Raw genomic sequence first — 21,916 nt, 5'->3', positions numbered from 1 at the left:
GCGCGTCGGCGAGGGGACGGCAGGTGGGAGAGGCGCGGGCCGGGTCGGTCCTGGAGGCCACGCTGGAGCGGATCACGTTCGCCAACGTCCAGACCGGCTACACGGTGGCCCGGGTGGACACGGGGCGAGGCGGTGACCTGGTCACCGTGGTGGGGGCGCTGCTGGGTGCGCAGCCGGGGGAGACGCTGCGGCTGCGGGGGCGGTGGGGAGCGCATCCGCAGTACGGCCGGCAGTTCCAGGTCGAGGACTACACCACCCTGCTGCCGGCCACCGTCCAGGGCATCCGCCGGTACCTGGGCTCGGGCCTGGTCAAGGGGATCGGCCCGCGGCTGGCCGAGCGGATCGTCGACCACTTCGGAGCCGACGCGCTCCGGGTCATCGAGGACGAGCCGGAACGGCTGGCCGAGGTGCCGAACCTGGGCCCGAAGCGGACCCGGCTGATCACCGCGGCCTGGGAGGAGCAGAAGGCCATCAAGGAGGTGATGGTCTTCCTGCAGGGGGTGGGCGTGTCCACCTCGCTGGCCGTGCGCATCTACCGGCAGTACGGCGGTGCCTCCATCGGCGTGGTCCGCGCCGAGCCCTACCGCCTGGCCGGCGAGGTGTGGGGCATCGGGTTCAAGACCGCCGACACGATCGCTGCCGCGGTGGGGATCCCGCACGACAGCACGCAGCGGGTCGAGGCGGGGCTGCAGTTCGTGCTGTCCGAGGCCACCGGGCAGGGGCACTGCTTCCTGCCCGAGACCGAGCTGGTCGCCCGGGCGGTCGACATCCTGCAGGTCCCGGCCGCCCTGGTGGGTCACTGCCTGGCCCTGCTCGTGGCCGAGCAGGGCGTGATCCGCGAGGAGGTCCCCGGTGCGGACGGGGAGCCTCCGACGGTCGCGTTCTACCTCGTCCCCTTCCACCGGGCGGAGGTCTCCCTGTCCGCGGGGCTGCGGAGGCTGGCGGGCGCCGACGTCGACCGGATGCCGGCCTTCGCCGGGGTGGACTGGGACGCCGCGCTGGCCTGGCTGCACCGGCGCACCGGCGTGGAGCTCGCGGCCGCCCAGCAGGAGGCGGTGCGCCTGGCGCTCACCGAGAAGGTCGCCGTGCTCACCGGCGGCCCCGGCTGCGGCAAGAGCTTCACGGTGCGCTCGATCGTCACCCTGGCGGCGGCGAAGCGCGCGAAGGTCGTGCTGGCCGCCCCCACCGGCCGGGCGGCCAAACGGCTGACCGAGCTGACCGGGGTGGAGGCGGTGACCGTGCACCGGCTCCTGGAGCTGCGGCCGGGCGGGGACGCCGCCTTCGACCGGGAACGGCCGCTGCACGCCGACCTGGTCGTGGTCGACGAGTCCTCCATGCTCGACCTGCTGCTGGCCAACAAGCTGGTCCGAGCCGTTCCGCCGGGCGCGCACCTGCTGCTGGTCGGCGACGTCGACCAGCTGCCCTCGGTCGGCGCCGGCGAGGTGCTGCGCGACCTGCTCGCCGACGGCACCCCCATCCCGCACGTGCGGCTGACCCAGGTCTTCCGGCAGGCCAGCCGGTCCGGGGTGGTGACCAACGCACACCGGATCAACGCCGGCAGCCATCCCCAGGTCCGCGGCCTCGACGACTTCTTCCTCTTCGGCACCGACGACGCCGAGGAGGCCGCCCGGCTCACCGTGGACGTGGTGGTGCGCCGGATCCCCGCCCGGTTCGGCCTCGACCCCCGCCGCGACGTGCAGGTGCTCACCCCGGTGCACCGCGGACCGGCGGGCGCCGCCGCGCTGAACGAGCTATTGCAGGAGGCGCTCACCCCGGCCCGGCCCGACCGGGCAGAGAAGCGCTTCGGCGGGCGGGTCTTCCGCGTGGGGGACAAGGTCAGCCAGGTCCGCAACGACTACGACAAGGGCGCGAACGGCGTGTTCAACGGCACCCAGGGTGTCGTCACCGCCATCGACCCGGTCGAGCAGACCCTCACCGTCGTCACCGACGAGGACGAGGCCATCGACTACGACTTCGGTGAGCTCGACGAGCTGGTGCACGCCTACGCCGTCACCGTCCACCGCTCCCAGGGCAGCGAATACCCCTGCGTCGTCATCCCGCTGACCACCAGCGCCTGGATGATGCTGCAGCGCAACCTGCTCTACACCGCCGTCACCCGCGCCAAGCAGCTCGTCGTCCTCGTCGGCTCGCCCCGAGCGCTCGGCCAGGCCGTGCGCGCCACCGGTTCCGGACGCCGGCACACCGCGCTCGCCCACCGCCTCCGCGGCAGGCCGCTCCTCACCGGCTCCGCGCCGGTCGCGCTCGCCGTCGGATCGGGCGGCGACGGCGAGCTCATCGTGGCCAGGTAGCCGGTCGGGGCGAGATGCGCCTCACCCTCAGGGCTCAGGAGATCAGAAGGGTGGCGGGTCGTCCAGCAGGGACGACTCGGTCGCCGACGGTGACCCGGGTGACTCGGGCACCGGCGCCTCGGGCACCGGTGGCTCGGGCACCGGTGTCCCGGTCGCGGGCGGTGTTCCGGGTGGTTCGGGCGCCGGTGGCCGCAGGCCGGGTGGGCGGGTGGTGCGGGTGATGCCCGAGGGGGTGGTCACGTGCAGGGTGCCGTCGTCGTCCATGACGAACCGCCAACCGCGGGCCAGCGTCTTGAGCCGGTGGTGGCTGCGGCACAGGCAGCAGAGATTGGTGCAGTCGGTCTCCCCGCCGCAGGCGTGGGGGACGACGTGGTCGTGGTCGGCCCAGCCCACACGCCGGCCGCAGTTCGGGAACCGGCAGGTGCGGTCGCGCACGTCGATGAACTCGCACTGGGCGGCGGTGGGCCGATAGGCCTCGGTCGCCGTCGGGCGAGCCAGCACCGCGCACCCGAAGTCGCCGTCGGGGTGCTGGGGGCAGCCGCGCCGGGCCAGCTTCTCCAGCTGCTGCGGGGTGGCAGTGGCCAGCAGGCGCCCATCGTCGTCGGTGATCGCCAGGGTCAGCGACCCGCCCGCGGGTGCCTGCAGGCCGAGGGCGCCGAGGCGCTGCAGGAGCTCGCGGACGTGGGCGGCGGTGATCGGGTGGCCGTCGACGTCGCCCGGCGTGGTCGTGGAGCCCTCCAGCCCCGCCAGCGCGGCGGTGACGGAGAGGTGCGCCGTGATCCCGGGCAGGCCGGAGTCGGCCGGGCGGCGGATCAGCAGCGAGAAGACCTCCGCCCGCAACTGCCCGATCGGGCGCGGGTCGCCGTCTTCCTTGAGCATGGCCGCCAGCTGGTCGATCAGGGCGTACCCGGCGGCGGCCTCGTCGGCGGGCAGGTCTGCCGCGAGGGTGGACATCCCCTCCAGGTGCGACGGATAGCTGCGCACGTCGGCCTGCCGCCGCGCGTCCTCGCGGCGGGCGTCGACGGCCGCGGCGTCCAGTTCGAGCAGCAGGGCCAGCGCCCGCCGCCGCAGCCGTCCGGTCGACAGCCGGCCGGCCTCGGGCAGCAACCGGGCCTCGATGGACCGGGCGATCGCGGGGGTGGTGGCGGCCAGCACGTCGGCGAGGACCTTGGCCCGCGGCTCGTCCAGGGTGCCGGCGGCCAGCGCGGCCCAGGTGGCCGGCAGGTTCTCCCGGTAGGTCCGGGCCCGGTGCGCGAGGTGGGCGGCGGTGCCCCGACCGCAGCCGAGCACCACCGCCAGCTCGGGCACGAAGAACTCCGAGACCCCGGGCAGCTCGGCGTCGGGAGCCCACGACCCCTTCCGCGCGCCGGGGTGGTCCGGAGGCGGGTCGAAGTCGTCGGGGGTGTCGTCGGCCAGGCCCAGCACCAGCTCGGCCTCGTAGGCGGCGTCCATCGCCCGGCGGGCCTGCACCCGCTGCAGCTCGGCGGCCTTCTGCTCACGGCTGAGCAGACCGACCGGCAGCCGGCGATCGGGCGGCGGCTGGGCGATCGCCCAGTCGAGCAGCAGGCCCTCGACCGACCGCCGGCCCCGGATCCGCTCCACGGGCCGAACATACGTACGAGGTCCGACAGTTACGGGTCTCATCAGGCGATACGCGATGACCTGGGCCGGAGGTGACCTCGCGGGGGGCTCGAAGGCTCCCTCCGGGGCCCTTTCCGCCGCGATCCCGCGCCCGGTCACGCCCACGGCCGACACGCCCATCGGGCGGACTTCGCCCCGGCTGACCTGCGACTTCGCCAGGAGCAGCCTGATGTGCTTGCGCGAAGCGGATGGAAGTGTCAGTACCCGCTCGTAGCGTCCGGGTCGACATCTTCCCCATGTCGGCAAGGAGCTCACCATGGCCGTCTCCGGCCTCAAGACCCGTCAGCCCACCGGCCGTGTGCCGTGGCCGTGCATCCTCCTCGAGGGCGACGAGAAGGCGGGAAAGAGTTGGTCCCTGGCCCAGTTCAGTGCCAGCGACCGGATCGGCGCGCTGTACTGGATCGACCTCAACGAGGGGGCCGGCGACGAGTACGGCGCCATCCCCGGCGCGAACTATCAGATCATCGAGCACGACGGCTCCTACGCCCAGGTGCTGGCCGCCGTCCAGATGGTGAAGGCCGAGGCCCGTCGTGCCGCTGACGCCGGTGAACCGCCGGTGGTGCTCGGCATCGACACCGGCTCGGCCATCTGGGACGGCCTGAAGGACTGGGCCAGCGGCCGCGCGGCCAAGTCGGCACGCAACCGCGAGCTGCTCAAGCGCGACCCCAACGCCGAGATCACCATCAGCCAGAACCTGTGGAACGACGCCGGCGCCCGCTGGCGCAAGTTGCAAACCGAGCTGCTCACCTTTCCGGGCATCGTCGTCGTGACCGCCCGGGGCAAGGAGGTCACCGAGGTCGACGCCAACGGACGCCCGATCGAGGGGCAGAAGACCTGGTCGGTGCAGACGCACCGGGAGTTCCCGTACGCGGCGACGGTGTGGATGCGGTTGCGCCGCGGACGACGGCCGCTGATCGTCGGCGCGCGCAGCGTCCACGTCGGGATCAAGCCCAACGACGACCCCGCCAAGGAGGTCACCGACCCGGCCGCGACCGGCCGGCTGCTCGAGTGGTTGGTGTTCGACGCGCTCAAGTGCGACCCGGGCACCGCGCACGTCCGCGACCTCGTCTCCTTCCACGGCGGCGGGCTGCTCGACCACGAGCGGACCGAAGAGGCCCGGACGGGCCGCTCGGACCGGCGGGACGAGCCGGACGTCGCCGACCTGGTCGCGCGGATCGGCGACGCCGGGAACGACGACGAGCTGCGCGAGGTGTGGGCCGAGGCCAACCGCGGCGCCGTGCTCCAGGTCGAGGTGCCGACCCCCGGCGGCTCGTACACGGTCGCGGAGCTGATCGCGGCCCGGCACGAGGAGTTCGTCGAGGCGTCGATGGCGGCTCACCCAGCCGGACGCCGCAGGGCTCCGGCCGCTGCGCAGGCGCCCGCCGCGGTCGGGGAGTCCGACCGCCCCGCCGTCGCGGCCGGCCCTCCGGCCACCAGCGGGGAGGCAGCGCCTGCGAACCCGCTGCTGGAGGCATCGCCGACCCCGGACGACCCGCGGGAGCGACGGCTCACCGCCGCCCGCCGGGGCGTGCTCGCCAGCCTGCAGAACCTGGGGGTGACGGGGGAGGAGATCGGTGCCCGCTTCGGCCGGCCCGTCGAACACGTCGCGACCAAGCGCCTGACGGCACTGGTGCGCGAGGTGATCGCCACGCAGCGGGCCGGCCTCGCGGGGCAGCAGGAGATCGTCGCGTGAGCTACGTCGCGGGAGCGGGGCCGGTCCGCCGGCCCCGCTCCACCCCTCCAGGACCGAGGACGACGCCATGACCGCCGTCCTGCCCGACCGCCCCACTGCCGCCGAGCGGCGGACCGCGCCGAGCCTTGCCGCCGCGGTCCGGGACCTCGACAGCCGCCGGGCCCGCTCCCGCCAGCGCATGATCGGCGCCTCCGAGCTCGGCGAGTGCCGGCGCCGGGCGGCCTACCGGATCGCCCGCCGTCGTCCGACCAACACCCGCGCCGGGCTGCAGGCCTTCATCGGCTCCGAGCTGCACCGCGGCGTGCTGCGTGCGCTGCGCCGCCAGTACGGCGGCCTGACCGAGGTCGGGCTGAAGGGGGAGCAGGTCCGGGGCCGCTGCGACTGGTGGCATGCCCCGGTGGTGGAGGACCTCAAGACCACGTCCCGGTTCGGGTTCGAGCGGGTGCTGACCCGTGGGGTCCCGGTCCGGCACTGGTTCCAGGTCGCCGTCTACGCCTGGCTGCTGAGGACCGGGCGGACCGCCGACCGGCGGCTCTCCGTCGGCACGGCGCAGGGCGTCGACGGGCTGCGCATCCGCTACCTGTCCCGCGACTCGGGCGAGGACGTCGTCTTCGAGGCCGACCACGACCCGGCGCTGACCGCCGAGGCGCTCCTGTGGCTCACCGACGTATACGCCACCGTGGAGGACGAGGGGGTCGACGCCGTCCCCCGCGACGGGTTCGGCCCCGGGGTGGACACCATGTGCGACTGGTGCCCCTTCCTCGACCTCTGCTGGGGCCCGCCCGTGGACCCGGAGACGGAGGGTGCGGTCTCACGCCAGTCCCGTCTCACGGTCACGGACTCCGACTACGTCGCCGCCGTCCACGACTACGACACCTGGCGGGCCGCCGAGAACGAGGCCAAGCGGCACAAGGAGTTTGCGCGGGAGCGGCTGCGCGGACGCTCCGGGCCGGCGGACGACCTGCACTGCGAGTGGTCCGGAGGCGGCCTGCGCAGGCAGGTGGACAAGGACGCCGCGGTCGAGCGGCTGGTCGAGCTGGGCGAGGTCCTGCCGACCCGGACGACTCGCAGCCCGCAGACGATCCGCGTCACGCGGAACGGCAGCCGGAGGGACTGAGCGCCTGGCGCGTCCGGACGCCGGACGGCCCGGCTCGCCTCGTCGGCAAGTCAGGCGCGGCATCTTGCCAGACGACCGAACACGTGTTCGAATCAATGGGTCGACAGGCGGCCGCACCGGTGCCCGGCAGTGGTCATCCGGGGCCGGTCACCCAGGTCGGCCCCGACTCCCGGGAGGCTCTGATGACGACCGTTCCCACGCCCACCCATCCGTTCGCCCGAGCCGTCGGCGATGTCGCCTGGCGCTGCGAGTGCGGGAAGACCCGGAAGGCCGCCGTGCACCGCGGCGCGGCGAGCCTGAGGCGGCCGGCCGGGTCGGCACCGGGGACCACGGTCACCGTGCCGACGTCCAAGCTCACCGCCGGCGAACCGGTGTTGACCACCGACGTCGTCGGCACCGACTTCGGCCTCCCGCTGGTCCGCCCCACCAAGAGCAGGCGAGAGAGCCGGGTCCGGGTCGTGCGCTCGCACTGCAGGGCGCACGGGGGAGTGGTCGTGTGGTTCACCGACGGCACCAAGACCCCGCCGATCCACGGGCGCACGGCGTGGATCGTCGCCGAGCCCGACCCGACGGCGCAGATGCCGGTGTCCGTGCCGGCCTGACCCGGGCCGCGAGTCCGAGGGTCCCGGTGGATGCCGGTCCGGACGGCCGCGTCGTCCTGCCCGGACGCCTACGTGACGCACGACGGCCGTCGCGACATCGGCGCTCCTACCCGACCCGGGGCACCACGATGTCGTTCATCCCCGTCACCCGGGCCCGGCGTTCCGGCCGGACCACCGGCGCGTCGGCCGCGCCGCGCCGAACCACCGAGGGAGCTGGTCGAGCAGGTCGGTCTGGTCTGCCCCGATCCACGCCACGTGGCCGTCCGGCCGCAGCAGCACGGCGGGCACGTCCAGCTCCTCGCTGACGTCCACGACGTGGTCGACCCGATCGGACCACCCCGCCACCGAGAGCCGGCCGGTCTGGTCGAGCAGCAGTCCGCGACCGCCGTGCATCAGCTCGTAGAGGCGCCCCTGCCTCAGCCCCACGTCCCGCAGACGGCGGCCGAGCAGTTCGTGCCCGTCGCCGAGGTCGTAGCGGACCCCGATCGCGGTGATCTTCTCGATCAGGTACCGGTTGACCTCCTCGAGGTCCATCAGGTCCGACACCAACCGGCGCACCGCCTGCGGCCCCGGCTCGGTGGACATGAGTTCCATCTGCGCCCGGGAGTTGTTCAGGACGTCGGCGGCCACCGGGTGCCGTTCGGCGTGGTAGGTGTCCAGCAGCCCCTCCGGGGCCCAGCCGACTACCTCGGCGGCCAGTTTCCAGCCGAGGTTGAACGCGTCCTGGAGGCCGAGGTTGAGGCCTTGGCCGCCGGCCGGCGGATGGACGTGCGCCGCGTCACCGGCCAGCAGCACCCGCCCGACCCGGTAGCGCTCGGCCTGCCGGGTGGCGTCACCGAAGCGGGAGAGCCACCGCGGCGAGTGCACGCCGAAGTCGGTCCCGGCGGTCACCTGCAGTTGCTGCCGGAAGTCGTCGAGGGTCGGCGGGGCCGAGCGATCCTCGGCCACCCCCGCGGCCGGCACGACGACGCGGTACACCCCGTCCCCGAGGGGCGTGGCACCGAACCGCTTTTCGGTCGTGCGGACATCGGCAACCACCGCGGCCACCGTCGCCGGCGGCACGGCCACCTCCATCTCGCCCAGCAACGTCTCGACCCGGGCGGGTTCACCGGGGAAGCCGACGCCGAGCAACCTGCGCACCGTGCTGCGGCCGCCGTCGCACCCGACGAGGTAGCGCGAGCGCAGCCGTGTGCCGTCGGCCAGCTCGACGGTCACCCCGGAGTCGTCCTGGCCGAGCCCGACCAGTTCGCTGCCGCGCCGGATCTCGGCGCCGAGCTCGCCCGCGCGCTCGGTCAGCAGGCGATCGGTAGTGGTCTGGGGGATGCCGAGGACGTACGGGTGCGCGGTGTCCAGCCGGTCGGGTGCGGGCTTGTCGATGCCGGCGAAGAAGCCGCCGAGCGGATACCGCCGGCCGAGTGCGAGGAACCGGTCCAGCAGGCCGCGCTGGTCCATCACCTCGATGCTGCGCACGTGCAGGCCGAGCGCGCGGACGGACCTGGTCGGCTCCGCGTCCTTCTCCAGCACGAGCACGTGAGCGCGGTGCAGCCGCAGTTCGCCTGCCAGCATCAGCCCGGTCGGCCCGCCGCCCGCGATGATCACGTCGATCATGGATCCCCTTCGACATGGACATCGGCGGCTCGATCTCGAGGGTCGTCAGGCCGGCGTCCGTGACCGGAGGCGCAAGCGCCGGACGATCAGGTGGTCGACCCCGAACCGACCTGAGCCGGTCACCGCCAGGACGAGGCCGAGCAGCCCGACCGCGATGACCAGCTCGGGGCCGTTGCGGTCCATGGCGTACAGGCCGCTCGTGTGCACGAAGAACCAGGCGCCGGCCATGTTCAGCGCCATCAGCACGCCGATGATCGGCACCACGGCGCCGACGATCATCGCGATCCCGCCGACGAACTCGAAGAGCACGTTCGCCGGCCCGGTGACCGAGGCCAGTGGGATGTCCATCTGCGCGAAGAGCCGCCCGATACCGGCGAGGCTGCCGCCGACGTCGTACATGAGCTTGGCGTGCCCGATCATCAGCACGCCGAGGCCGATCCGGCCGACGAGCAGGACGACGTCGCGGATGGCCCGGATCCCGGCGGGGTTCCGGAGCACGTTGGTGCGGTCGGTGGTGGTCATCGTCATGTCCTCCGAACTGGTGCGCTGCCCGGTACGACTCCGTCGTGGGCCCCGCCTCATCGGCGTCGGCCCGTCAGGTCGGGTTCGCGCCGTGCGGATGCGACGCTAGGACTTCGAGCGGACTCGAGGTCAAGGCCCGCCCGGGCCCGTCGGGTCACGGAGGATTGCTAGGGCCGCGGTCGATCAGGGCGGCGAGACCGTCCAGGGTGCGGGCGAGGCCGAACCGGGAGGCGCGGACGGCTGACGAGGCGCAGCAGCCCTCCTGAACCCCGCGCCGGGCACGACCACGGCCGGCCCGGGTCGGCGCGCGCCGGTCCGCTCATGTGCAGGTCCGGCTCCGCAGGGGGTCGCACCCGGGCGGAGGCCCTTCACAACCTCGGTGGTGCGGAGCACGCTGATCTGCGCAGTCGGAGGTCTCTGTCCCTGCACCAAGGGGTGATGGGCCGTGAGTGCAGTCGCCGCCACGTTCGAGCCGAGGCTGGCCCCGTGCGGACTCACGCGCGGAGGTGAGCGGTACCTGACCGAGGACCACCAGGGGCTGATCACCGAGGAGCTCCGCTTCTCCTGCGGCTGCTGCAGCACCCGGGAGGAGTTCCACGACGGGAGCTTCCACCACATGGTCGTCCACCACCGGGGCAGGGTGCTGGCCGACGAGGAGTGGCGCGGTGAGTGACGGCGTCATACGCGCCGCGCACGACGTCCTGATCGTCGGGGGAGGCGGTGCGGGACTGCGCGCCGCCATCGCCATCGCAGAGGTCGACCCCCGGCTCGACGTGGCCGTGGTGTCGAAGGTCTATCCGATGCGCAGCCACACGGTCTCGGCCGAGGGCGGTGCCGCCGGTGTCATCGCCGCCGACGACAGCCTCGACGAGCACTGCTACGACACGGTCTCCGGCAGCGACTGGCTCGGCGACCAGGACGCCGTAGAGGCCTTCGTCCGGGAGGCTCCCGAGGAGCTCCTGCGGCTCGAGCACTGGGGTTGCCCGTGGAGCCGGCGGCCGGACGGCCGCGTCGCGGTCCGCGCGTTCGGCGGGATGAAGAAGAAGCGCACGTGGTTCGCCGCCGACAAGACCGGCTTCCACATGCTGCACACGCTCTTCCAGACGTCGCTGAAGCACGGCGAGGTCACGCGCTACGACGAAGAGTTCGTGACCCGGCTGCTGGTCGACGACGGCCGGGTGCACGGCGTCGTGGCGATCGGCCTGCTGACCGGACGGATCCAGGCGCTCACGGCGAAGGCCGTCGTCCTGGGCACCGGAGGCTGCGGCAAGGTCTTCCCGTTCACCACGAATGCCAACATCAACACCGGCGACGGCATGGCCCTGGCCTATCGCGCGGGTGCGCCGCTCAAGGACATGGAGTTCGTCCAGTACCACCCGACGGGGCTGCCGTTCACCGGCATCCTCATCACCGAGGCCGCCCGGGCCGAGGGCGGGTGGCTGATCAACAAGGACGGCTACCGCTACCTGCAGGACTACGACCTCGGCAGACCGACGCCGACGCCCGAGCTCCGCAGCATGGAGCTCGGCCCCCGCGACCGCCTGTCGCAGGCCTTCGTGCACGAGGTCGAGAAGGGCCGCACGGTGGACTCGCCCTACGGCCCGATCGTCCACCTCGACCTGCGCCACCTCGGCGCGAAGCTCATCGACACGAAGCTCCCGTTCGTCCGCGAGCTGTGCCTGAAGTACGAGCGGATCGACCCCGTGCACGAGCTGATCCCGGTACGCCCGGTCGTGCACTACATGATGGGCGGGGTCTCCACCGACATCGACGGAGCGACCCCCCTCGCGGGGCTGTACGCCGCGGGGGAGACCGCGTGCGTGAGCATCAACGGGGCCAACCGGCTGGGCTCCAACTCGCTGCCCGAGTGCCTCGTGTTCGGCGCGAGGGCCGGGAGAGCGGCGGCGGAGTACGCCTCCGCTGCGGGCAGGACCCCTGCCGTCGTCGAGGCCCAGGCCGGCGACGAGGTGCGCCGTCTGGAGCAGGACCTGCTGGGCAGGGGGCCGGGCGGTGAGAGCATCGCCGCGCTCCGGGACCAGATGCAGGCCGCCATGGAGGAGGCCGCCGGCATCTTCCGGACCGGGCCCACCATGGCCAAGGGCGCGGACACCCTCGCCGAGCTGCAGGAGCGCGTCGGCAACGTCGGACTTGCGGACACCAGCCGTTCGTTCAACACCGAGCTCCTGGCCGCCCTGGAGCTGGCCAACATGCTCGATATCAGCGAGTGCATCCTCCAGTCCGGTCTGCAGCGCGAGGAGTCCCGGGGGGCGCACCAGCGCACCGACTTCCCGGCGCGCGACGACGAGCGCTTCCTGACCCACCTGCTCGTCCACCGCGAGTCCGACGGGACGGCGCGGGTCGACCGCTCCCCGGTGACCATCACCCGCTGGCCCCCGGGCGAGCGGGTCTACGGCAGGTAGCCATGGCGGACAGCATCCGGCTGAGGGTGTCCCGGTACCGGCCCGACACGGACCCGGAGCCGCACTGGCAGGAGTACGACGTCCCCCTGCGGAAGGAGTGGACGGTCCTCGACGGCCTCAACCACGTCAAGAACGAGGTCGACACCACCCTGTCGTTCCGCTGGTCGTGCCGGATGGGGATCTGCGGCAGCTGCGGCATGAACGTCGACGGCGAGCCCCGGTTGACCTGCGCGACGTTCCTCTCCGACCACGCGCCTGGCCCGGTCACGGTCGAGCCCCTCGCCAACTTCCCCGTCGTGCGTGACCTCGTGGTCGATCTGTCCGACTTCATGGCGAAGCTGCCGCGGGTCAAGCCCTGGATCATCCACCCCGACGACCACCGGACGGTGGAGCCCGACGTGGAGTACCTCCAGACGCCGGAGCAGCTGGACGCCTACAAGCAGTTCAGCATGTGCATCAACTGCATGCTCTGCTACGCCGCCTGCCCGGTCTACGGCCTCGACCCCGAGTTCATCGGGCCGGCCGCCATCGCGCTCGCCGAGCGGTACGACCTCGACTCCCGCGATCGCGGCGAGCGGGAGCGTCTCGACGTCCTCGTCGAGCACGACGGCGTCTACGGCTGCACCTTCGTCGGCGAGTGCACCCGGGTGTGTCCCAAGCACGTGGACCCCGCGGCCGCCATCCAGCGCTACAAGCTGAAGGCGGCGATGGAGACGGTGAAGGCCTTCCTGCTGCCACGGGGGGCACGATGACCCGCTCCGGAGGCGCGACGACTCCCTCCCGCGGCACGCCGACTCCCTCCGGGGGCACGCCGACCGGCTTGCGCCTCTACCGCCCGCGCGTCTCGACCTGGTGGTGGACGCGCAAGCGGTCCTACCTCGTCTTCGTCATGCGCGAGCTGAGCAGTGTCTTCGTCGCCTGGTTCGTGGTGTACCTGCTGTTCCTCGTCCACGCCGTCGGCCGGGGCGAGGCGGCCTACCTGCGCTTCCTCGACTGGGCCGCCTCGCCGTGGGTGACCCTGCTCAACGTCGTCGCGCTGGCCTTCGTGCTGCTGCACGCGGTGACCTGGTTCGCCCTCACCCCGCAGGCGATGGCGGTGCGGGTCGCGGGCCGGACGGTGCCGCCCGTCCACATCATCGCGGGGCAGTACACCGGCCTGGTGGTCGTCTCCGGTTTCGTCCTGTGGCTGGTGACCCGGTGAGCAGGCGGCGGGTCCAGCCGCTCGTGTGGCTCGCGTTCAGCGCGGGCGGGGTGGCGGCGGCGGTGCTCCTCCCCAGCCTGGCCCTCCTGTTCGGCCTGGCCTTCCCGCTGGGCTGGCTCGACCCGCCCGACCACCAGCACCTGCTCGCCGTCGTCGGGCACCCGGTGACCTTCGTGGTCCTGCTGGGCACCTTCGTGCTGCTGCTGGTGCACAGCGCCCACCGCTTCCGCTACACGCTGTACGACGGTCTGCAGATCAAGAAGAAGCGGACCGTCGCGGTGCTCTGCTACGGCGCGGCCGTCGTCGGCTCGGGTGCGACGCTCGCCGTGCTCTGGGCGGCCGCCTGACGGGCGGCCACGGCAGCGGGGCGGGCTGCGCCGTCCGGACGACCGGTTCGATGTGGGCGAACGCGCTCCGGGCGTTCCAGGTGGGAAAGGCCCGCACGAGCTGCGCGGGACCGGCGAGACGGATCCGGCGATCGCACGTGGCCTCGGCCCAGCTGAGCCGGCCGGCGTGCCACTTCACGAAGGCCTCGGACTCGGCGGTCACGTACAGGTCCTCGTCGAGGCCGGGGTACTCCTTGCAGATCTCGGTGTCGCCGCGCTCGATGATGAGCCAGTACCGCTCGTGCCGGGCGCGACCGGTGAAGTCGAAGCGGATGACGACGCGTCCCGCCGGGAGCCGGTCCCGGCGGAGCGCGTTGCACATCGACCACAGTGCCACGAAGGGATCGAGGTGCTCGGGAGCGATCTCGAGCCAGTGGGCGCCCCACTCGCCGAGCGACCTGCAGACGGTGAACAGGTCGCGACCCGCGGGGGTGAGCTCGTACCGGCGCCCGCGCCCGTCGGCCTTGGCGGTCGACTCGACGATGCCGAGCCGTTCGAGGTGCTTGAGGCGCTGCGACAGCAGGGTGCGGGAGAGCCCGGGCGCGCCCTCTAGGATCTCGCCGAAGGTTCCGCAGCCCACGTGCAGGTTGCGGATGATCAGTGGCGTCCAGCGCTCGGCGAAGATCTCGGCCCCGCGGGCGATGGGGCAGTACTGGCCGTACGTCCGCACGACACCACTGTCGCGCCGTCGGCCCCGCCTGAGAAGTCCAGATTCGTGACTGCACAGCCGCCGTCCCCGGTAGTGCGATGACCCCGTCGAGCACCTCGCCGTGCGGGGCGGCGGTCACAACGTGGCGGGCATCGCGCTCTGCGACGACGGGCTCGTCGTCGACCTCTCGCCGATGCGAGCCGTGCTGGTGGATCCCGTCACCCGGACGGCCCGGGTGCAGGGTGGCGCCCTGTGGGGCGATGTCGACCACGAGACGCAGGCCCACGGGCTGGCCACGACGGGGGGCATCGTGAGCCACACCGGTGTCGGCGGGCTCACCCCGGGCGGTGGCATCGGCTGGCTCATGCGCAGGCACGGGCTGGCCGTCGACAACCTGCTCGCCGCCGACGTCGTCACGGCCGAGGGCAGCATCGTCCGGGCGTCGACCTACGAGCACCCCGACCTGTTCTGGGCGCTCCGAGGCGGCGGTGGCAACTTCGGCGTCGTCACGTCCTTCCAGTTCGCGCTGCACCCCGTCGGCCCGACGGTGACGGCCGGGCCGGTGTTCTGGGCGGCCGACGACACCGCCGACGTGCTGCGCTTCTACCGGGACTTCGTCGCCGACGCTGCCGACGAGCTCGGCACGGTCGTCAAGTTCGGGACCGTCCCGCCGCTTCCGGTCATCCCCGAGGAGCTGCACTGGCGGCCCGCGATCGCCGTCGGCTGCTGCTACGCGGGCGGGGTCGAGGCAGGCGAGCGCGCCCTGCGGGACCTGCGCGCGTTCGGGTCACCGCTCATCGACCTGATCTCCCCGATGCCGTACGCCGACCACCAGCGGAGCATCGACGACACGGTTCCCCACGGGTGGCACTACTACTGGAAGGCCACGAACCTCGACGGCCTCTCCGACGAGGTGATCGACGCCGTCGCCGGTCACGGCTACGCCGCCCGCTCGCCGCGCTCGTACGCGGGGATGTTCCACTTCGGGGGCGCCGTCGCCCGAGTCCCGCGTGGTGCCACCGCCTTCGGAGGTCGCGAAGCCCCCCACGCCGTCGTCATCGATGGCGTGTGGCTCCCCGATGAGTCCGACGAGCTCGGCGCGGCCGAGACCGCCTGGGTGCGGGCATTCCTCGACGCGCTCGAGCCGCACCCCGCCGCCGGCGTCTACGTCAACTTCCTCGACGCCGACGAGGGCACCGTCCGCGTCCGCGAGGCGTACGGCGACCAGAACCATCGACGGCTCGCGGAGGTGAAGGCGAAGTGCGACCCCGACAACGCCTTCCACGTCAACCAGAACATCCCGCCCGCCTGAAAGGGGGAGGGTGCCCGTCCGGTTCGCCGAACCGAGGACCGGTCGCGCCCTCCTCGACGGACGACCCGAGGCCGGGACGGGGCGATGCCGCGGGACACCTGTGGACAGGGTCCCGCGGCAGCGGGTGGGATCAGGACGTCGCGATCTCGACGAGGGTGCCGACGAGGGCCTCCGGAGCGGTCACGTGCGCCGCGTGACCCGCCTCCACTTCGATCACCCGCCACTGCGGGTCGGCGGAGATCCGCTGCACGTACGCCGGTACGGGTTGGCCGTGCTTGCCCTCGCTGCACAGGACGTAGGTCCGCGGCGGCTCCACGGCCGCGTCGTCGACCAGGTGCAGCGGTTGCGTCAGGGTCCGCAGCGGGTGGGGCACCATCCGTGCGACCGTCCAGGCCACGGCGGCAGGCAGCCCCGGGGGTAGGGGGTCCGGGAAGGGAGGCGGGATCCGCCAACCGTCACCGCGTGACCGGGCCGCTGCCGCGTACTCCGCCGCCTCCTCCGGCTCCAGGAGGTCGAACTCCGACTGACCGTCCAGCGGGACGTCGGCGTCCAGGTAGACGAGTTGTGCCAGCCGGTCGCGTTCCCGGTCCGCGACCCCGGAGATGACCATGCCGCCGTAGCTGTGCCCGACGAGGACCACGTCCCGGAGGTCCTCGTAGCGGAGCACGGCCACGACGTCCTCGACGTGCGTGTCGAGATCGATCCCGGGGTGGGCCAGGTGCGCCCGCTCACCCAGTCCGGTCAGGGACGGGGTGAAGACCTCGTGTCCCGCGTCGCGCAGCAGCGGGCGCACCCACCGCCAGGCGTGCGCCCCCGACCAGGCTCCGTGGACGATGACGAAGGTAGCCATCACTGCGCTCCCGACCGTGGGCGACCGGCGCGTGGGGATCGACCCATCGTTCAGCGGTGGACGGAGCGGGGCAAGGAGCGCGCGGAGCGCACTCCACCGCCCGCCGACCGCGTCCGCCCGACCCCTGCGGGCGGTGCCTAGGCCGGGCCGAGCAGCAGCGCGAGCTGCGCGTCGAGCGCGGCGACCGCCTCCTCCTCGGCGAGCTGCCGCGACAGCAGCTGCAGCCCGAGGCCGTCGACGAGCGCGAGGAGCCCGGCCGCCGCACGTTCCGGGTCGACGCCGTCCCTCCCGGCCGCTCGCACCTGGTCGGCGAGGAACGCGCGCATCTGTGCGGCGGACTCGCGCAGCCCGGACGCGAGCGACGGCTTCACCGCGGCGTAGGCGAGGAAGGCGAGCACGACGTGGTTCTCGAGCCGGCGCGTCTCGTCGAGGGGCAGCACCTCGAGCAGCAGGTCGCGGACGAGTCGGTACGGCGACGTCGGCACGGCCGCCGCCTGTGATCGTTCGCGGATCCGGTCCACGACCATGCCGAGGGCGAACGTCATCATCTCGTCCTTGGTGCGGAAGTAGTGCTGCACCATCCCGGTCGAGACGCCTGCCTCGGCCGCCACGTGCCGCAGGCTCACCGCTTCCAGGCCACGCGTGGCCGCGAGCCGCATCACCGCGTCGGCGAGCAGTTCCCGGCGCTCGCGGTGGTCGACCGTACGGGACATGCCGCAGACCATACATTGCGACTGTATTGTGACTCGATTGCGTTGCAGCTGTATTGCCTACGGAGGGGTGTGCCCATGCCCGTGCTCGAGTTGACCGCGATCGACCCGGGACGGCGGGACCTGGTCGGCGGGAAGGCCGCCGGCCTCGCCGAGCTGATCCGGCTCGGCGAGCGCGTGCCGGACGGTTTCTGCGTCACGACCGAGGCGCATCGCCGTGGCGACGTGCCGCGGGCCGAGGTGCTCGCGGCGTACGACCGGCTCGGCGGCGGGCCGGTGGCGGTCCGGTCCAGTGCCACCGACGAGGACCTGCCGGACGCGAGCTTCGCCGGCCAGCACGAGACGTACCTGGCGGTGACCAGCGCCGAGGAGCTGCTCGAGGCGATCCGCGCCTGCTGGGACTCCCTGCACGCCGGACGAGCGATGGCCTACCGTGCAGCCGCCGGGGTCCGGCACGACACCGCACGCATGGCGGTCGTCGTCCAGAAGATGGTCGACGCCGAGGTCGCGGGCGTGCTGTTCACCGCCAACCCGCTCACCGGGTCACGGAGCGAGGCCGTCGTCGACGCCGCCCCGGGACTCGGCGAGGCGGTCGTCGAGGGGACGACGAGGGCCGACCACTACGTGCTGGACGGCGCTGCCCCGGAGGAACGGGGCTGTCTCACCCCGGCCCGGCTGGCGGAACTGCGCGACGTCGGACGGCGGCTGCAGCACCGGCTCGGCGGGCCGCAGGACGTCGAGTGGGCCTATGACCGGAACGGCAGGTTGTGGCTGCTGCAGTCGCGGCCGATCACCACGCTGTTCCCGGCGCCTCCGGAGAGCATGAACCCGGGACCGCGGATGTACGTCGAGTTCGGTCACGTCCAGGGCATGCTCCGGCCGGTCACGCCGATGGGCATGGCGACGCTGAAGTCGATGCTGGCGGGCATGCTCGCGTCGTTCGGCCTCACGGTCGAGATCGTGGACGTCGGCGGGCGGCTGTACGGGGACCTGACCGACGCGATGCGCGACCCGTCGACCCGGCGGCGGCTGGTGAAGCTCATGGCCGTCGACTTCGGCCCGCGCGCGCAGGCGGTGACCGAGCACATGCTCGACGATCCGCGGTTCGCCCCGGGGCGGGCCTCCCGCCGGCGCGGCACCGGCGCGCTGAGGACGGGGCCGCGGGCGGTGGTCGGGATCCTGCGCGCGCTGACCCGGCCCGCGGCGGCTCGGGCACGCGTGTTCGGCGAGATCGAGCGCCTCCGGCGGCAACCGGTGGCCGACCCGTCCACGGCCGCGGAGCTGCTGGACCTGGTCGAGGAGCGATCGGCTGGGAGCGCACGGCTCGACGGGGTCATCTGGCCCGTCGTCAGCGGACTCCTGGTCTCGGCCGCGCTGCCCCCGCTGCTCGAGGGGATCGCGAGCGCCGACGAGGTGCGCACCGTGCTCGGTGGCATGCCGCACAACGTCACGATCGAGATGGACCTCGCGCTCTGGCAGGTGGCCCGGCGGGCCGCGCCCTACCGCGAGATGCTGCTGGGCACGCCGCCGGACGAGCTCGCCGCTGCCTACCTGGACGGGGAGCTGCCGGACTGCGGCCTGGGCGCGTTCCTCGACATCTACGGCATCAGGTCCGTCGGGGAGGTCGACGTCGGCGTGCCGCGCTGGTCGGAGGATCCGACGCCGGTGTTCGCGATGCTCGCCAACTACCTGCGCGTCACCGATCCCGAGCAGGCCCCCGACCGGAGGTTCGAACACGCCGCCGCCCGGGCCGAGGCGATGCTCGACGAGCTCGTCCAGCGGACACGACGCAGCCGCCGGGTGCGCGGTCGGCTCGCGGCCCTCTTCCTGCGCCGGGCGCGGGAGCTGGGCGGGCTGCGCGAGGCGGGGAAGTTCGCCGGGTTGTACCCGCTGCGCGACCGGCGTCGGCGCCTCCTCCTCCTCGGTGCCCGGCTCCGGGCGGAGGGGCTCCTCGAGCGCGCGGACGACGTCATGTTCCTCACGCTGCCCGAGCTGCGCACGGCGGTGGAGCGCGGTGACGACCTGCGCGAGGTGGTCGCCGGGCGGCGGTCGGAGCACGCGCGGGAGCTGCGGCGGCGGACCGTGCCGGTCGCCCTGCTCTCCGACGGCACCGACGTGGAGGCGCTGCTACCGGCTCGCGCATCGGACGAGCGCACGCTCACCGGCACCGGGGCGGCCCCCGGGCGGGTCCGCGGCCGCGCCCGCGTGGTCCACGAGCCGGCCAGCGCGTCCATCGAGCCGGGCGAGATCCTGGTCGCGCCGACGACCGACCCGGGCTGGACGCCGCTGTTCCTCACCGCGGGCGGGCTCGTCACCGAGACCGGCGCGGTCATGGCGCACGGGCCGACCGTCGCCCGGGAGTACGGCATCCCCGTGGTGATCTGCGTCCCGGGCGCCACCGAGCGCCTGAGGACCGGGCAGGTGATCACCGTCGACGGCGCCGCGGGGACGGTCACGATCGAGCAGCCGGCGTGAACGATGCCTGCGCACACGGCTGGCATGAACGACCGACCCGGAATCCAGGGTGGGCCGGTCCGAGATGCAACTCGCTGGAAGCGCTCGATTTCGTCCGATCTGCGACACTGCCGTCGAGGACCAGGCACGGACGGCCGGGCGAGCGGTCCGGGCACAGCGGGCCGTCAGCCGCGATAGCCCGGCCCTCGGCGATCGAGTGGTCGGCAGCGAGCTCAGGTGCCCGGCGACCATGGGGCCGGACGGCGGAGACCTGCACCCCGGTGAACACATCCCGACATCGGTCACTCATCCGCAGCAGGTCACCCTCACGAGGCCCGCGCCAGCATCCGTCGGGTCGCAGCACCCCCGTCGAGGTCGACGTCGTCCCCGTGCAGCGCCAGCGCCACCTCACGGGGCAGCCCGGGTGGCCAACGTCAGGCGGAACCGGTGCCTCCAGTCGCTCGCTGGCCATGCCTGGCTGGTCCTACGCTCCTGATGGAGACGAAGGCAAAGCCGTCGTTGAGGACCCAGCAGACCTCGTCCCGCACGTCGCGTCCTCCGGGCTATGACGTGTCGGCGAACCAGGAGGTCGGGCGAGGAGGCAGGAGGGCATGGTCCTGCACCACCGGATCCTGCGAGGCACAGCGTCGGCCCTGGGCCGGTGGATCGCCGGCCCGCTGCACCGGCTCATCGGTCGGTTGGTCGTGCCGCCGATACCCCCGACTTGCCGGGTGCACGTCGATGCGATCATGTTCAACCACGACCCTTCGGCATTCACGAACGACGCGATCAACATTCGCTATGACCGCTCGCTACCGGTCCAGTTGCCCGAGTGGAGAAGCGGACAGTCTCCCGGGACGACGGTCAGCCCGGCCGCATACTGCATCGAGGAGACAGCGGGGGAGAACGTCTTCGTAGCGGTGCGCTTCACGGCCGGTCCCGGGACATCGGTCGCCTGGGTTTCCGCGAGCGGTGGCGGCGTCCTCGGGGCGATCAACCCGATACGAGTGAACTTCGCGAACGGGGTTTCCGTACCCGAGTTCGTGCAGATGCCGCTCGACAACCACACGCTCGGCTCGAATCCCGGTGTTCATGACATCGAATGGCAGTGGCAGTTCCGCTGCCTCGTCGGCAACACGTTCTGGGACACGAACCGGAGCGCACACCGGATCTACGTCCTCCGTCGCGCTCCGCGGGGTCCGTGGAGCCAGACTCCTGGCAGTAACCAGAACCCGTGGGCAACGGCACTTGCCTACGCGTGTGGCGTTCCCCCAGCCCCCGGGGTGCAGGATCCGTTCGATGCGGTGGCGAACGGGCTCGCTCAGGCCCTCAACTGGGGTGGGACGAATGCAAACGCGGCCCGCGTGGTCTACGACGTCGCCGCGACGATGCCGCACTACGCCATCGGCAACACATTCGAACTGACGAAGTTTCTCGAACGACTCGCCGGCGGCTTCGGCAATGGCGAGAAGGTGAACTGCAGCGATTGCGCCTGCGCCATCACCACACTGGCCAACCTCGTTGGATGCGATCTCTGGGAGGGCGAGATCCTGACGGGCGCAGTGAATCCCTTGATCCCGATCGGGTTCGGGCAGTGGTGGGATCCCGGGATCGGCTTCCTCCCGTCATCGACTGCACCCTCCCCCGGCAGCACGTTGCTGTACCACGAGGTCGCGTGGAAGACCGACACCGTCGCGGACAGCCGGATCTGGGACCTCTGCTACCTGGTCAACGGTTTCGAGGATCCCAGCAACCCGCAGACGCCTCATCCGACGATGCGTTCCGTCTTCCTTCCCTACGGCGTCCAGTTCGCCGATCCGGCCGCCTTCGACTACCGCGAACAACTCGCCCAGCCGGGGAGTGTCAGCAACACTCGTCCGGCGGCGTCCAGAACGCAGAGGCAGGTGACATGACAGACGGCCTCGCCGATCGACGCCGGCGCCAGGAACGTGCGTATGAATTCGAGCGGTGGGCGCGACCAGTGGAGTCCCGGACCGCCGCGACCGTCCTTGTCGCCTTCCAGCCATGCGTTCCGGCCGGATTCTCGCTGGCCGGGGCGAACGACTACCCGGATCGCCTGCACGCAGAGCGGGTCCGGCGGTATTTCATTGCTCAGAAGGGGCGCCGCACGACCGGCGGCCTCGTGGTCGAAATCGTCGCGGCAGAGTGCGACTCGTCCGTGGATGCGCGGGCCTCGGTGATGGACCTCCTCGCGACGCAGATGGTGAACATGCTCCAGCCCGCGGAGCCGCCTGACTTCGGTGACGTCTGCTTCACCTCTTCCCGGAACGACCCTGCGTGCGTGCTGTTCGCCCGCGGAACCGTCGCCGTTCTCGTCCGGAGCGTGGGCAGCATCGCCGTCGGGGTGGAGGAATTCGCCCGGTGTTGTGATGAGCAACTGCGCGGCCGGACGAACCGATGACCGGCTTCAACATGGTGCTG

Annotated in this window: 19 protein-coding genes; 13 read left to right on the top strand and 6 right to left on the bottom strand. The window is 72.5% G+C overall.

The genetic code is table 11. The annotated features are described in order from the left end of the window. Positions 1-23: 23 nt before the first annotated feature. Positions 24-2,309: an ATP-dependent RecD-like DNA helicase gene (locus OF117_RS07670; RefSeq protein ID WP_263552227.1), complete on the top strand. Its 2,286-nt coding sequence runs from the start codon at positions 24-26 to the stop codon at positions 2,307-2,309. A gap of 42 nt (positions 2,310-2,351) precedes the next feature. On the opposite strand, the gene OF117_RS07665 is transcribed toward OF117_RS07670, so the two are convergent. Further along, on the bottom strand, positions 2,352-3,911 hold the full coding sequence (locus OF117_RS07665; RefSeq protein ID WP_263552226.1) for an HNH endonuclease signature motif containing protein: 1,560 nt from the start codon (positions 3,909-3,911) through the stop codon (positions 2,352-2,354). Between the two features lie 295 nt (positions 3,912-4,206). Between OF117_RS07665 and OF117_RS07660 the strand changes: the two genes are divergently transcribed. From OF117_RS07660 to OF117_RS07650, 3 genes are all read left to right on the top strand, one after another. Further along, positions 4,207-5,643 carry an ATP-binding protein gene (locus OF117_RS07660; RefSeq protein WP_263552225.1) on the top strand — a complete coding sequence of 479 codons (1,437 nt, stop codon included), beginning with the start codon at positions 4,207-4,209 and terminating at the stop codon, positions 5,641-5,643. 67 nt (positions 5,644-5,710) lie between these two features. Next, positions 5,711-6,760 (top strand): PD-(D/E)XK nuclease family protein, encoded by a 1,050-nt coding sequence (locus tag OF117_RS07655; RefSeq protein ID WP_263552224.1) that lies wholly within the window; start codon positions 5,711-5,713, stop codon positions 6,758-6,760. A gap of 182 nt (positions 6,761-6,942) precedes the next feature. Next, positions 6,943-7,362 carry a hypothetical protein gene (locus tag OF117_RS07650; protein ID WP_263552223.1) on the top strand — a complete coding sequence of 140 codons (420 nt, stop codon included), beginning with the start codon at positions 6,943-6,945 and terminating at the stop codon, positions 7,360-7,362. A 144-nt stretch (positions 7,363-7,506) separates the two neighbouring features. Here the strand turns inward: OF117_RS07650 and rox are convergent, their stop codons facing one another. Beyond that, positions 7,507-8,970: a rifampin monooxygenase gene (rox, locus tag OF117_RS07645; RefSeq protein ID WP_263552222.1), complete on the bottom strand. Its 1,464-nt coding sequence runs from the start codon at positions 8,968-8,970 to the stop codon at positions 7,507-7,509. Positions 8,971-9,015: 45 nt separating this feature from the next. Then, entirely contained in the window at positions 9,016-9,492 is a 477-nt protein-coding gene (locus OF117_RS07640) for a DoxX family protein (protein WP_263552221.1), read from the bottom strand. A 445-nt stretch (positions 9,493-9,937) separates the two neighbouring features. Here OF117_RS07640 and OF117_RS07635 point away from each other — a divergent pair, with 445 nt between their 5' ends. The 5 genes from OF117_RS07635 (at position 9,938) to OF117_RS07615 (ending at position 13,460) form a co-directional block, all read left to right on the top strand. Next, positions 9,938-10,165 carry a hypothetical protein gene (locus OF117_RS07635; RefSeq protein ID WP_263552220.1) on the top strand — a complete coding sequence of 76 codons (228 nt, stop codon included), beginning with the start codon at positions 9,938-9,940 and terminating at the stop codon, positions 10,163-10,165. Then, positions 10,158-11,912, top strand: coding sequence for a fumarate reductase (quinol) flavoprotein subunit (gene frdA / locus OF117_RS07630; protein WP_263552219.1), 1,755 nt, complete (start codon positions 10,158-10,160; stop codon positions 11,910-11,912). Before OF117_RS07635 ends, frdA begins: the two co-directional genes overlap by 8 nt. Positions 11,913-11,914: 2 nt before the next feature. Further along, positions 11,915-12,664 carry a succinate dehydrogenase/fumarate reductase iron-sulfur subunit gene (locus OF117_RS07625; protein ID WP_263552218.1) on the top strand — a complete coding sequence of 250 codons (750 nt, stop codon included), beginning with the start codon at positions 11,915-11,917 and terminating at the stop codon, positions 12,662-12,664. Positions 12,665-12,732: 68 nt separating this feature from the next. Further along, on the top strand, positions 12,733-13,113 hold the full coding sequence (locus tag OF117_RS07620) for a hypothetical protein (protein ID WP_263552217.1): 381 nt from the start codon (positions 12,733-12,735) through the stop codon (positions 13,111-13,113). Beyond that, positions 13,110-13,460 (top strand): fumarate reductase subunit D, encoded by a 351-nt coding sequence (locus OF117_RS07615; protein ID WP_263552216.1) that lies wholly within the window; start codon positions 13,110-13,112, stop codon positions 13,458-13,460. Before OF117_RS07620 ends, OF117_RS07615 begins: the two co-directional genes overlap by 4 nt. Here the strand turns inward: OF117_RS07615 and OF117_RS07610 are convergent. Next, entirely contained in the window at positions 13,369-14,169 is an 801-nt protein-coding gene (locus OF117_RS07610) for a winged helix-turn-helix transcriptional regulator (RefSeq protein WP_263552215.1), read from the bottom strand. The two genes, OF117_RS07615 and OF117_RS07610, sit on opposite strands and share 92 nt — an antisense overlap. A gap of 100 nt (positions 14,170-14,269) precedes the next feature. Here OF117_RS07610 and OF117_RS07605 point away from each other — a divergent pair, with 100 nt between their 5' ends. Further along, positions 14,270-15,460 carry an FAD-binding oxidoreductase gene (locus tag OF117_RS07605; protein WP_263552214.1) on the top strand — a complete coding sequence of 397 codons (1,191 nt, stop codon included), beginning with the start codon at positions 14,270-14,272 and terminating at the stop codon, positions 15,458-15,460. Between the two features lie 130 nt (positions 15,461-15,590). Here OF117_RS07605 and OF117_RS07600 read toward each other — a convergent pair whose 3' ends face one another. Then, entirely contained in the window at positions 15,591-16,310 is a 720-nt protein-coding gene (locus OF117_RS07600) for an alpha/beta fold hydrolase (protein ID WP_263552213.1), read from the bottom strand. Positions 16,311-16,447: 137 nt separating this feature from the next. Next, complete coding sequence (locus OF117_RS07595; RefSeq protein ID WP_263552212.1) at positions 16,448-17,023, bottom strand: TetR/AcrR family transcriptional regulator; 576 nt, start codon at positions 17,021-17,023, stop codon at positions 16,448-16,450. A 75-nt stretch (positions 17,024-17,098) separates the two neighbouring features. Between OF117_RS07595 and OF117_RS07590 the strand changes: the two genes are divergently transcribed. The 3 genes from OF117_RS07590 (at position 17,099) to OF117_RS07580 (ending at position 21,896) form a co-directional block, all read left to right on the top strand. Continuing rightward, on the top strand, positions 17,099-19,495 hold the full coding sequence (locus tag OF117_RS07590; protein WP_263552211.1) for a PEP/pyruvate-binding domain-containing protein: 2,397 nt from the start codon (positions 17,099-17,101) through the stop codon (positions 19,493-19,495). A gap of 590 nt (positions 19,496-20,085) precedes the next feature. Next, entirely contained in the window at positions 20,086-21,387 is a 1,302-nt protein-coding gene (locus OF117_RS07585) for a hypothetical protein (RefSeq protein WP_263552210.1), read from the top strand. Next, positions 21,384-21,896, top strand: coding sequence for a hypothetical protein (locus OF117_RS07580; RefSeq protein WP_263552209.1), 513 nt, complete (start codon positions 21,384-21,386; stop codon positions 21,894-21,896). Before OF117_RS07585 ends, OF117_RS07580 begins: the two co-directional genes overlap by 4 nt. Positions 21,897-21,916: the final 20 nt, after the last annotated feature.

This window comes from Geodermatophilus sp. YIM 151500, assembly GCF_025716945.1.
In the GTDB taxonomy this organism is placed as follows: domain Bacteria; phylum Actinomycetota; class Actinomycetes; order Mycobacteriales; family Geodermatophilaceae; genus YIM-151500.
Note: the sequence above shows the minus strand (reverse complement) of the source record. Positions and strands in the feature narration are given on the sequence as shown.